General features: G+C 66.6%; 10 protein-coding genes. 6 read left to right on the top strand and 4 right to left on the bottom strand.

Annotated features, from left to right (window positions below; translation table 11 throughout):
- Positions 1-23: 23 nt before the first annotated feature.
- Entirely contained in the window at positions 24-1,739 is a 1,716-nt protein-coding gene (locus QQZ11_RS00845; protein ID WP_284548173.1) for an ABC transporter substrate-binding protein, read from the top strand.
- Positions 1,740-1,793: 54 nt separating this feature from the next.
- Here the strand turns inward: QQZ11_RS00845 and QQZ11_RS00840 are convergent, their stop codons facing one another.
- The gene (locus QQZ11_RS00840) at positions 1,794-2,903 is read right to left on the bottom strand and encodes a fatty acid desaturase family protein (protein WP_284548171.1); all 1,110 of its coding nucleotides are present in this window, start codon (positions 2,901-2,903) and stop codon (positions 1,794-1,796) included.
- Positions 2,904-3,048: 145 nt separating this feature from the next.
- Between QQZ11_RS00840 and coaE the strand changes: the two genes are divergently transcribed.
- From coaE to QQZ11_RS00815, 5 genes are all read left to right on the top strand, one after another.
- Positions 3,049-3,663, top strand: coding sequence for a dephospho-CoA kinase (gene coaE, locus QQZ11_RS00835; protein WP_284548169.1), 615 nt, complete (start codon positions 3,049-3,051; stop codon positions 3,661-3,663).
- 97 nt (positions 3,664-3,760) lie between these two features.
- A complete protein-coding gene (locus QQZ11_RS00830; RefSeq protein WP_284548168.1) occupies positions 3,761-4,993 on the top strand; it encodes a zinc ribbon domain-containing protein in 1,233 nt (410 codons plus the stop codon).
- Positions 4,990-6,015 (top strand): hypothetical protein, encoded by a 1,026-nt coding sequence (locus QQZ11_RS00825; RefSeq protein ID WP_284548166.1) that lies wholly within the window; start codon positions 4,990-4,992, stop codon positions 6,013-6,015. Before QQZ11_RS00830 ends, QQZ11_RS00825 begins: the two co-directional genes overlap by 4 nt.
- Positions 6,016-6,152: 137 nt before the next feature.
- On the top strand, positions 6,153-8,246 hold the full coding sequence (gene uvrB, locus QQZ11_RS00820; protein WP_022909768.1) for an excinuclease ABC subunit UvrB: 2,094 nt from the start codon (positions 6,153-6,155) through the stop codon (positions 8,244-8,246).
- Between the two features lie 272 nt (positions 8,247-8,518).
- Positions 8,519-9,517: a TerC family protein gene (locus QQZ11_RS00815; RefSeq protein ID WP_022909769.1), complete on the top strand. Its 999-nt coding sequence runs from the start codon at positions 8,519-8,521 to the stop codon at positions 9,515-9,517.
- Positions 9,518-9,598: 81 nt separating this feature from the next.
- Here QQZ11_RS00815 and QQZ11_RS00810 read toward each other — a convergent pair whose 3' ends face one another.
- The 3 genes from QQZ11_RS00810 to QQZ11_RS00800 all read right to left on the bottom strand — a co-directional run bounded on the left by QQZ11_RS00810 (position 9,599) and on the right by QQZ11_RS00800 (position 12,110).
- On the bottom strand, positions 9,599-10,576 hold the full coding sequence (locus QQZ11_RS00810; protein ID WP_284548164.1) for an aldo/keto reductase: 978 nt from the start codon (positions 10,574-10,576) through the stop codon (positions 9,599-9,601).
- 64 nt (positions 10,577-10,640) lie between these two features.
- The gene (locus tag QQZ11_RS00805) at positions 10,641-11,339 is read right to left on the bottom strand and encodes an MBL fold metallo-hydrolase (RefSeq protein WP_022909771.1); all 699 of its coding nucleotides are present in this window, start codon (positions 11,337-11,339) and stop codon (positions 10,641-10,643) included.
- A gap of 24 nt (positions 11,340-11,363) precedes the next feature.
- Positions 11,364-12,110 (bottom strand): maleylpyruvate isomerase family mycothiol-dependent enzyme, encoded by a 747-nt coding sequence (locus tag QQZ11_RS00800; RefSeq protein WP_284548163.1) that lies wholly within the window; start codon positions 12,108-12,110, stop codon positions 11,364-11,366.
- Between the last annotated feature and the right edge of the window lie 64 nt (positions 12,111-12,174).

Genomic DNA, 12,174 nt, shown 5'->3' with positions numbered 1-12,174 from the left:
ACCCCAACCATGAAGGAACAACGATGTCTCTGAACCTGTCACGTCGTGCCGTGCTGGCGACGCTGTCCGTCGGCGCGCTCGCAGGCACGGCTGCCTGCGCCGGCCAGGGAGGCGCCAAGCCGGGCGGTTCCGGAACCAGTGCCACGTCCGGTTCGTCCGCGAGCAAGGTGGCCACCAATGACGGTGTCATCACCCTCGCCTCGGGTGGACCGACGTACCCCAAGAACTTCAACTGGTACGGCGCCAACCAGAACGGCACGGCCCCCGGCCTCAACTTGATCTATGAATCGCCGTTCGCGCTCGACTACACCAAGCCCGGCCACTTCATCCCCATGCTCGCCGAGAGCTACGAGATGGAGGACGACGGGTCGACCATGGTGTTCCACCTGCGCAAGGGTGTGAAGTGGTCCGACGGCGTCGAGATGACCGCGGACGACTTCGCCTACACGCTGGGCTTCATCAACGGCGACGCCTGCCCCGACCCGGAGAAGTGTTGGGCGAAGAAGCCCCCGGAGGCGACCGACAAGTACACCTGCAAGGTCTACTTCAACGACGCCGAGTACCAGCAGATGGCCAGCTACGCCATGTACTACCCGATCATCCCGGCCCACGTGTGGAAGTCGAAGGACCGCAAGACCGACACGAATGACAAGCCCGTCGGCACCGGTCCTTGCACCCTGGAGTCGTTCGACCCGCAATTGGTCACCTACACCTGGCGCGAGGACTACTGGGGCGGCAAGGGCAACGGAGTGAAGACGGTGAAGTTCAAACCCATGGGGCCCATCGGCGGGGTCGAGAGCCAACTCGACCGTGGCGACCTCGACCTCGCTGAGGGCACCGCCCCCGGCATCGAGAAGGATTTCGTGGCGAAGAACCCCGAGCTCAACCACTTCTCGGTCTACCCCTCGGGCGGCTCGCAGATCATCACCTTCAACTGCCTCAAGGCGCCCTTCAACGACGTCGCCGTGCGCACCGCTCTGCGCGGAAGCCTCGACCTGCAGGCGGCGGCAGACTTGGCGGCGACCGGCTACACCGTGCCGAGCGTCACCGGCCTCGACCCGCAGGTGTACTCCGACACCTTGCTTCCCGACTACAAGCAGGCGCAGAAGGCCGATGTCGAGGGCGCGAAGAAGGCTCTCGCAGACGCCGGCTGGACCGTGGTGGACGGTCACCTCAGCAAGGGTGGCAAGGCGCACCCGATCGCGCTGGTGCTCGACAACTCCAACCAGGTCTGGATGCAGCTGGGCCAGGTGCTGATCGACCAGTGGATGAAGGCGTTGGGGGTCAAGGTTGCCTGGCAACCCACCCCCACCCAGGTCTTCAACGACAAGGCGGTCAAGGGCGAGTACGACATGTTCGCCGCAGGAGGCGTCAGTTCGGGCAACTACTACCAGGCCTTCGCGCAGTACTCCAAGAGCAATTGGCAGCCGATCGGCACCAAGGAGAACGTGTGGGGCAACTACGGTCGTTGGCAGAACAAGGCCATGCAGGACAACGTCAAGAAGATGAGTGACTTCCGCTCCGACGACGCAGAGGGGCTGAAGCCGCTGATCGAGGCCATGCAGAAGGCCGTGGCGGACGACGCCCCGTTCATCCCCGTGATGACCAACGCCCAGGGTGTGCTGTGGAGTTCACGGAAGTGGACGGGCTTCCCCGAGCCCGGTGCGACCGCCTACCTGCCGGGCGTCGGTGGGGTCAATCACTCGATCCTGACCCTGCTGAACCTCAAGCCCGCCTGAACAAGGACGTCCCGGCACCCGAGGGTGCCGGGACGTCGTCGCGTCACGTCGGGGTCACACCCGGCGGTACTGCGCGTTCATGGGGCAGTCGAACGGGTCACGCGCGTGCAGTCCCACCTCGTTGAGGTAGCGGACGACGATGCCGTAGCTGGCCAGCAGGGTGGTCTCGGTGTAGGGCACGTTGTGCTTGCGGCAGTAGTCGCGGACGATGGCTCGGGCCTTGCCGAGGTGAGGGCGCGCCATGGTCGGGAAGAGGTGGTGCTCGATCTGGTAGTTGAGGCCGCCCATCAGGAGGCTGGCCGCCCAACCCCCCCGGATGTTGCGGGAGGTCCGCACCTGCTTGGTGAAGAAGTCCAGTCGGGCCCGCTTGTCGATGATCGGCATGCCGGTGTGGTTCGGCGCGAACGATGCGCCCATGTACACGCCGAACACCGCCAGTTGCACCCCGACGAAGGCGAAGGCCATCCCCAGCGGCAGGAGCCAGAACACGGGCACCAGAACTGCGGCGAAGCGCACCGCCAGCAGAACGATCTCCGTGGCCCGCTTGTCGACCTTGCCCCGGCCCAGCACGTGACGCACGCTGTGCAGGTGCAGGTTCAGGCCCTCGAGGGTGAGCAGCGGGAAGAACAGCCAACCCTGCCGCTTGGTGACCCACCGGAGCCAGCCCTTGGCCCGGCTGGCGTCCTCCTCCAGGAATGAGATGGTGTCGCGTTCGATGTCGGGGTCCTTGCCGACCCGATTGGGGTTGCCGTGGTGCCGCGAGTGCTTGTTCTGCCACCACGACAGCGACAGCCCCACCACGCCCGTGGCCAGCAATCTGGCCAGGCGGTTGTTGTTCTCCCCGGATTCGAGGATCTGACGGTGGTCGGCCTCGTGTCCGACGAACGCGACCTGGGTGAAGATGATGCCCAGCGCCGCTGCGATCAGGAGCTGGAACCAGCTGTGCCCCAGCAGGATGAACCCGGCGATGCAGCCGCCCAGCCCGAGGGCCAGGATGGTGAGCAACAGGGCGTAGAACCAGCGCGCCCGCTTCATCAGTCCAAGACCCTTGGCGAGGGTCGACACCTCGACGAAGGCACGCAGCTGGGGTGGGAACGAGGCGGCGTCGACGTATTTCGAGGGGGTGTCCGTCGCGGGCGACGAACGAAGCAGCGTCTCGCTCATGTCTGCTGCACCTGGCTCTCTGCTTGGTGGCGTGGGGACGCTTCGGCGTCGGTTCGGCCACGGGCTTGTGCCTACAGCTGATGCCAGTCTACCCGTCGGTGACAACGCCCACTGCGGGCAGCGCCCGATGCGCAAGACTGGTGGCATGGCCCCTCATCCACCTCGCTCTGCGCAGCCGCGGCGGATCGGGCTGACGGGGGGAATCGCCTCGGGCAAGTCCACCGTTGCCGAGCGGCTGACCGAGTTGGGGGCCGTGGTGATCGATGCCGACGAGCTCGCCCGGCGCGTCGTTGAGCCCGGCACCGACGGCCTCGCCCAGGTGATTGCCAGGTTCGGACCGCAGGTGGTGGGGGAGGGGGGCGGACTGGATCGGGCCCGCCTCGGTCAGATCGTCTTCGCGGACGACACCGCCCGTCGTGACCTCGAGGCGATCATCCACCCGCGGGTCCGGGCACTCGCGTCGACCCTTCGCCGTTCCCATCCCGGCCGGGTGGTGGTCGAGATGATCCCCCTGCTGGTCGAGACGGGGCAGTCCGGCGCCTTCGACGAGGTCATCGTCGTCGACCTTCCCGAGGATCTGCAGCGCGAACGTCTCGTCCGTCGTTCGGGTCTCACGCCGGCCTCGGCTGAGGCTCGGATGCGGGCGCAGGCGAGCCGCGATCAGCGGTTGGGGGCCGCCACCACGGTGTTCGACAATTCCGGCGACAGGGCTGCGCTGATCGCGCAGGTGGACCAGTGGTGGCGTCAGCTGCAGGCCTGACCCGGTTGTCGTTGAAGGTCAACTAACCCTCCGATGGGATTGACTGGACCCGTCACGCGCCTGCTCGGCGCAGTCCCCCCACTCCAAGGAGCGACCTGTGAGCTGCCCACGCTGCGGCACCGAACTGCCGGAGGCTGGACATTTCTGCCACGCCTGCGGTCACGACCTCTCGGCGGGCGACGGCGCCCGTCGCTCCTTCGCGGCCAAACCCGACGAGCCGGTGCGTTCCTTCCGGCTGGTCTCGTCGATCATGCCGAAGGGTGCCGCCGAACGTCCCCGCACGTACCAGATCGCCTTTGGGGTGTCCTTCGTGGTCGCCGTGGTCGCCGCCCTGCTGGGTGCGCTTCCCGTGGCCATCCTCGTGGCGGCCCTGGCCATCCCTCTGATCTACATCGTCTACCTCTACGACGTGAACCTCTGGGAGGACGAACCCTTGCCCGTCACCGGCCTGGCGTTCGGACTCACGTTCGCGCTGGCGGCCCTGTTCACGGTGGGGTGGACGACGCTGCGGGGTCCCCTGGTGAGTGCGCGCGCGTTCGACGCGGCAGCCACCCCGACGATGGCGGGCGTGCTGATCACCGCCTTGCTCGTGCCGGTCGTGGGTGAACTCATCCGGCAGGTGGGCCCGGTGGTGCTGGCGGCTCGACCGGAGTTCGACGACCTGATGGACGGTCTGACCTTCGGGGTCATCTCGGGCGTGGCGTTCGCCACGGCCGACACCCTGGTCAAGCACTGGGACCTGCTGGGGCAGGGCTTCCACGCACCGGGACAGAGCGCAGCCACCTGGGTGGCGCTGCTGGTGCTCGAGGGCTTCATCAAGCCGTTGGTGATCGGGACCGCCTCGGGCATCGCATGTGCAGAGTTCTCGGGGCTGGGGAAGGGCTATGACGGCTTCACGGTGCGCTACCTGTTGGCAGTGCTCGAGGCAGTCGCCTGGAACGCTCTCTACTTCGGTGGCACCTATCTGCTGAGCTTCGTGACCCCTGTCTGGCTCGGTCTGGTGTTGTCCGTGGTGCTCGGGGGCGTGCTGCTCGGCGCACTGCTGATCAGGATCAGGGGAGTGCTGCAGACCGGTCTGGTCGAGGCAGCGCTCGAGGCCACCGCCCGTCATGGGGCCGGCGGCGTCGGTGTCGAGGGCGACCTCACCCATTGCGCCTCCTGCGAGATGCCGCTGCTCGGCGGGGCCGCGTTCTGCTCGAACTGTGGACTGGCACAGAAGTCAACGGTCAGGGGACGCCTGCACCCGCAACGCGCCGTGTTGGCAGGTGCAGGTCCAGCGCCCACCGCCCCCGATGATGCCCGCAACGATGATCTGGAGGCCCGCTCATGAGCAGCCCGAACCAGCAGGGGCAGTCGCCTCAGTCGTGGGGCCAGCAGCCCGCGCAGCCCTACGGTCAGCCCCAAGGGCAGCCGTATGGTCAGCAGTCCGGTCAGCCCTATGGTCAGCAGCCAGGTCAGCCCTATGGTCAGCAGCCCGGTCAGCCGTATGGTCAGCAGCCCGGTCAGCCGTATGGTCAGCAGCCCGGTCAGCCCTACGGTCAGCAGCCCGGACAGCCCTACGGTCAGCAGCCCGGACAGCCCTACGGCCAAGGTGGCGGTCAGGGCTTCACCGGATTCGGGGGTGCCCAACCCCCGCGACCGGGGCGTCGTCGTCCCGTGTTGGTGATGGTCGCCATCGGCATCGCGCTGGTCGTGGTGCTCGGAGTCGTGATCGGGCTGGTGGGGTCCAGGGGCAAGGCGGGGCCTGAACCGACCGCGCCCATCTCGGTGTCGACACCGACGGCCCCGGAGCCGAGCGACGAGCCCAGCCAGGAGCCCTCCTCGAGCGCCTCGGCCGACACCTCCGGCGGCCCGAGCGCCAGTTCATCCGCCGAACCGACCGAAGAGCCGGGGACGAGTGACGAACTGGCCTTCCGCCACAACATCCGGGCGTCCGTCCCCCAGGGATGGAAGGTGGTCAAGCACGACACCAGCAAGGACTTCTACGTGCTGCAGGCCGCGGACGGGTCGGCGCTGCTGTTGCAGACCTACACACCGGGCGGGAAGGACGCTGCGGCAGAGGTCAAGGCGTACCTCGACCGTCAGGCCGAGAGCCTGCAGGACGCCAAGGCGGGCCAGGTCAAGGTGCACGAGGTCGACCCTGCCCTGTCCGTGGCCGAAGGGGCCTTGGCCGGTGTCGACGTCAGTTCGGGTGGGTCGGACACAGTCGTGATCGACACCGTGGTGTCGGTGCGCAAGGCCGATGACGCGGCCTTCGCCGCAACCCTCGTGGGCGGGAGCGTCGATGACGTCAAGGCCAACAGCGATGACTTCTCAAAGGTCGTCAACCAGGTCCTCTCGTCCATGGTCTGAGGATGGGGCGTGAGGGGTGTGGACTGGGATGCAGCTCATGATCCTGTGAGCTCCTGATGGTCAGGATGGGCCGGCTTCCGCGGTGAGCGGAGGCCGGCCCATCAGTTTTGTCAGGGCTGCTGTCTACGCTGGTTCCCATGCGTCCCAAGGAGAAGTTGCAGCGTCGAGTCGCGCCGTTCACGATGCAGGCCGACTTCGAGCCGTCCGGTGACCAGCCAGCGGCCATCGCCGAACTCGAACGCCGTATCCGCGCAGGCGAGAACGATGTCGTGCTGCTCGGGGCGACGGGCACGGGCAAGACAGCGACGGTGGCCTGGCTCGCCGAGCGGTTGCAGCGTCCCGTGCTGGTGATGCAACCCAACAAGACGCTGGCCGCCCAGTTCGCCAATGAACTGAGGCAGTTCTTCCCCGACAATGCGGTGGAGTACTTCGTCTCGTACTACGACTACTACCAGCCCGAGGCCTACGTACCCCAGACGGACACCTACATCGAGAAGGACTCCTCACTCAACGAGGAGGTCGAGAGGCTCCGCCACCAGGCGACCCACTCGTTGTTCACCCGACGCGACTGCATCGTGGTCGCCACCGTGTCAGCCATCTACGGTCTGGGCACCCCCGAGGAGTACCTCGACCGGGCCATCCAGTTGCAGGTGGGCGACGAGTGGGACCGTGACGCCCTGCTGCGGGCGCTGGTGGGCATCCAGTACGCGCGCAACGACCTGGCAGGCACCCGCGGGACGTTCCGGGTGAAGGGAGACACCCTCGAGGTGTTCCCGATGTGGGAGGAGCTGGCCTGGCGGGTGGAGTTCTTCGGCGACGAGATCGAGGCACTCTCGACGCTCAATCCGCTCACCGGAGAGGTGGTGACCGACGACGACGTGCTGGCCATCTTCCCCGCGACCCACTACTCCGCCGGTCCCGAGCGGATGGAGCGGGCCATCTCAAAGATCGAGGTGGAGCTCGAACAGCGCCTGGCCCAGCTCGAGAAGCAGGACAAGCTGCTCGAGGCCCAGCGGCTGCGCATGCGCACCAGCTACGACATCGAGATGATGCGCCAGATCGGAACCTGTTCGGGCATCGAGAACTACTCCCGCCACATCGACGGACGCGAGGCAGGCTCGGCCCCCAGCTGCCTGCTCGACTACTTCCCCGAGGACTTCCTGCTGGTGGTCGACGAGTCGCACGTCACCGTTCCCCAGATCGGGGGCATGTTCGAGGGCGACATGTCTCGCAAGCGCACCCTGGTGGAGCACGGCTTCCGGCTGCCGAGCGCCATGGACAACCGTCCCCTCAAGTTCGAGGAGTTCGTCGACCGGATCGGGCAGACGGTCTACCTGTCGGCCACCCCGGGCAAGTACGAGTTGGCACGGTCGAACGGTTTCGTCGAGCAGATCATCCGCCCGACCGGACTGGTCGACCCCGAAGTGGTGGTCAAGCCCACCAAGGGGCAGATCGACGACCTGATGGGCGAGATCCGTGGCCGGGTCGAGAAGAACGAGCGGGTGCTGGTGACCACCCTGACCAAGAAGATGGCCGAGGACCTGACCGACTACCTGATGGAGAACGGAGTCCGCACCCGCTACCTGCACTCGGAGGTCGACACGCTGCGACGCATCGAGTTGCTGCGCGAACTGCGCATGGGCGAGTACGACGTGCTGGTCGGCATCAACCTTCTGCGAGAAGGGCTCGACCTGCCCGAGGTGAGCCTGGTGGCCATCCTCGACGCCGACAAGGAGGGCTTCCTGCGCTCGGATCGTTCCCTCATCCAGACCATCGGACGAGCCGCCCGCAACGTGGCCGGCCAGGTTCACATGTACGCCGACAAGATCACACCCTCGATGGAGTCCGCGATCGAGGAGACCAACCGACGACGTGCCATCCAGCAGGCCTACAACGCCGAGCACGGCATCGACCCACAACCCCTGCGCAAGAAGATCGCCGACATCACCGACATGCTCGCCCGGGAGGACGCCGACACCGAGAAGCTCGTCGACCAGGCGAGGGGGGGACGGCCCAACCGGGGACGGTCGCCGGTGCCGGCAGTCTCGCCCACCCGCCAGCTCGACACCGCGGGCATGGCGGCCAGCGAACTGGCAGACCTGGTGCAGGACCTCACCTCGCAGATGCACACCGCGGCAGCCGAACTGCAGTTCGAGGTGGCCGCTCGCCTGCGAGACGAGATCTCGGACCTCAAGAAGGAACTGCGCCAGCTGATCGAGGCCAACCGCTGACCCTTGCCAACTGTTGCGGTGGACACTGCGGCGATGCGTCCGCGCTTGTCATGAGGGCACTGCGTTGGTGCTGGCTCGGCGGGATCGCAGCCGAGCGCTGGTCGGCCACGGTGAAGGTGACACAATGGTCGGCGGAGGGGAGTACTCCATTGCGCAGGGTCGTCAACACGGACGAGATCCCGGTCCTGTCGCCCGCCTGACGCTGCTGGCGCCATCGGGTGGAAGAGACCTCCAGCCCTGATTCATGCTCAACTCTCCGTGAAGGGTGCTGGATGAACGTCCACATGTACACCTGGGCCATCACCATCGTGGTGATGGTCGCCGTTCTCGCCATCGACGTGCTGGTCATCGGTCGCCGACCGCACGTCCCGTCCTTCAAGGAATGCCTGCTGGCCGTCCTGCTCTTCGTCGGTCTGGCGGTGATCTTCGGCATCGGCGTCACTGTGTTCAGCGGGGCAGCCTACGGAAAGCAGTTCTTCGCCGGGTGGTTGACCGAGTACAGCCTGTCGATAGACAACCTGTTCATCTTCCTGATCATCATGGCCAAGATGCGGGTGCCCAAGCACCTCCAACAGTTCGCGCTGCTGATCGGCATCATCCTGGCGTTGGTCTTCCGCGGCATCTTCATCGCAATGGGCGCGGCCATCATCTCCGCCGCAGCATGGGTTTTCTTCATCTTCGGCGCGTTCCTGCTCTACACGGCGGTCGACCTGGTGAAGGACTTCATCGAGAAGGACACCGAGGAGGAGGCGACCGACAACTTCCTGCTGCGATGGGTCAAGCGTCGTTTCCGTTCCACCGAGGACTTCCACGGCACCCGCATGACCATCATCGACCGCGGCAAGCGCGTGATGACACCCATGCTGATCGTGATCATCGCGCTGGGTTCCACGGACCTGCTGTTCGCCCTCGATTCGATCCCCGCCATCTACGGGCTCACCCAGGAGCCCTACTTGGTGTTCACCGCCAATGTGTTCGCGCTGATGGGCCTGCGCCAGCTGTACTTCCTGTTGGGCGACGTGCTGCAGAGGCTGGTGTACCTGCCGATCGGCCTGTCGGTGATCCTGGCGTTCATCGGTGTGAAGCTCGTGCTGCACGCCATGCACCACTACCACTTCGACGAGAAGCTCGGCTTCTCCCTCGACTTCTCTATCGAGTTGTCGCTCGGGGTGATCGTGGTGACGCTGTTGGTGACCACCGTGGCGAGCCTGCTCAAGTCGAGGTCGGAGCGGACCGCCGAAGTTCCCGAGTCGGTCGACTCGCCGCTGTGAGCGAGCTCGCACCACAACCACCGACGACGATCGCCGCCACCCCCCAGGGGTGACGGCGATCCTCGTGTGTGCCGGGTGGGATCACCAGGCGTAGGCCTCGGGGGCAGTCCCTCCAGGTCCGGGGAAGATCTCCTCGAGGCGAGCCAGGGCAGCCTCGTCCAGATCGATCGACAGCGAAGCGATGGCACCCTCGAGCTGGTCCATGGTGCGGGGTCCCACGATGGGACCGGTCACCACGGGGTTCGCCAACAGCCAGGCCAACGCCACCTCTCCGGGCTTCTCGCCGCGGTCGGCGCAGAAGCTCTCCCACTGTTCGAGCTGGGGCCGGAGCTTCTCGATCCGCTTCTGCATGCCCTCCTCGGTGCGGCGACCCTCAGCCGCGCCGGCGAGCACGCCACCCAACAGACCGCCAGCAAGCGGGGACCACGGGATGACCCCGAGGCCGTAGTGCTCGGCGGCGGGGATCACCTCAAGCTCGATGGTGCGGTCGGCCAGGTTGTACAGCGACTGCTCGCTGACCAGGCCGAGGGTGTGGCGGGCCTTGGCTGCCTCGTTCGCCGCGGCGATGTGCCAGCCGGCGAAGTTCGACGAGCCGACGTAGAGGATCTTGCCCTGGGAGACCAGGGTGTCCATCGCCTGCCAGAGCTCCTCCCACGGAGTGGCGCGGTCGATGTGGTGCATCTGGTAGAGGTCGATGTGGTCGGTCTGCAGGCGGCGCAGTGAGTCGTCCACGTTCTTGCGGATGCTCGCTGCCGACAGCTTGCCGTGGTTGGGCCACGGGGTCATGTCGCCGTAGACCTTGGTGGCCAGCACCACCTTGTCGCGGTTGCCGGACTTGGTGAGCCAGTCGCCCACGATCTCTTCGGTGTGGCCGCGGTTGTCGGCGCCGCCGTACACGTTGGCTGAGTCGAAGAAGTTGATGCCGGCGTCAATGGCGCGCGACATGATGGCGTGGGAATCGTCGGGAGTGGTGCGGGGGCCGAAGTTCATCGTGCCGAGCACGATGCGGGACACCTTGAGTCCCGTGCGGCCGAGTTGGGTGAAGGTCATCTCTGACATGTGTTCCACCCTAGGGAGGCTGTCGTGGCCGGTGTGCGCACGGTGATCACATGCTCAGTGGGGTTCACCACCCGCGAACACGCCACCCCGTCAGGTGCGGTCGCTCCGCACCGAGGGTGGTGGCGTCGCCGTGACCGGGATGGACGACGGTCTCGTCCGGCAGCACGTCGAAGATCTTGGCCTCGAGGTCGTCCATCAGAGAGCTGAAGTCATCCGGCCTGGCGGTCTTCCCGGGACCTCCGGGGAAGAGGCTGTCGCCGGTGAACAGGCTCGGTGGGCCGTCCTGGGGCTGCCACAGCAGGGCGATCGAGCCTGGGGTGTGGCCCACCAGTCCGATCACCTCCAGGTGTCCCTCGTGCAGCGCGACGCGGTCACCAGTCCACAACCCTCGCTGCTCCACACCCGTGGCCTCGGCGATGGACGCGGCGTCCGGGGTCCCACAGAAGCAGGTGGCACCGGTGTCCTCGACCACCTCTGCGATCGCCTTGATGTGATCGTGGTGGCGATGGGTGGTGACCAGGTGGTGCAGGGCCCGCTGCCCCAGCGCCGACAGCAGTCGGTGGGCATCGTTCGCCGCGTCGACCAGGACCACCGACCCCTGCGTCGGCACCAGCAGATAGGCGTTGTTGTCCATCGGGCCCACCGACAACTTGTGGCAGGTGACCCCTCCGCCGAGGTCGAAGCTGGTGTGCCCGCCGGGTTCGACGTGGTGGGCCCGTTCCGTGCGGTCCGGCTGGTGACCGGGTTCGATGGGTTGGCTCATGGTGAATCCTCTCCGTAGGGGTGGTCAGCCGAGCAGGGGGAGCATGACGCCCCCGGTGCCTTGGACGGTGTCACCATGGCTGCGGCCGGTCAACCACCCGAGCAGTGCCTGGTCCGAGCCGTGCACCTCGCTCCGGTCACCGACCCCGCCGAGGGCGGCCTCCAGGCCGGAGGTGGACGACAGTTGCAGCGGGGGCAGGTCATCGCGTCCCTCCAGCCGCAGCAGGGTCCACTCGACCAGCCAGCGAGCGACGGGTTGGGGAACGTGGTCGGGGATGAAACCGACGTTCAGGTCGATGTGGTGCAGCACCACCTCGTTGAGTCGGGCCAGGGGAAGCAGGACCACCGGGATGCGGAACCCCGCACGCAGTTCGATCGTGGTGTCGGGGTCGAGCCCCTCGATCTGGTCGAACACCCGGTTGAGATTGCCGGCCGAGGTGTCCAGGTCGATCTGCAGGTCGAGGCCCGTACGCTGCGAGCCGCGCTCGATGTCGCTCTGACGGTCAGCCTCGGAGGAGTACATGCGCTGGGGGCGTCCCTTGATGAGGGCGTCGAGACTGTGCACGAATCCGTCGGCGTTGCGGGCCACGTGGGTGGCCACGTGGGCGCGGGTCCACCCGGGCAGCAGACTGGGCTCCTGCCATTCCCGGTCGGAGAGCCGGATGGTCTCGCCCAACAGGCGTTGTGTCATCTCCAGCTTGCGGGAGCGCACCTCGTGCAGGCTGCCACCGATGGACCACCCATGCGGGTGTGGCGCGGTCATCGGGCTCATGTCGCCAACCTAACGAACCCGGGCGCTGTGCGAAAACGGTGGACGAAAACTGTCAGGGGCGAGG

Source organism: Aestuariimicrobium sp. T2.26MG-19.2B, from assembly GCF_950101875.1.
GTDB lineage: Bacteria > Actinomycetota > Actinomycetes > Propionibacteriales > Propionibacteriaceae > Aestuariimicrobium > Aestuariimicrobium kwangyangense.
Note: the sequence above shows the minus strand (reverse complement) of the source record. Positions and strands in the feature narration are given on the sequence as shown.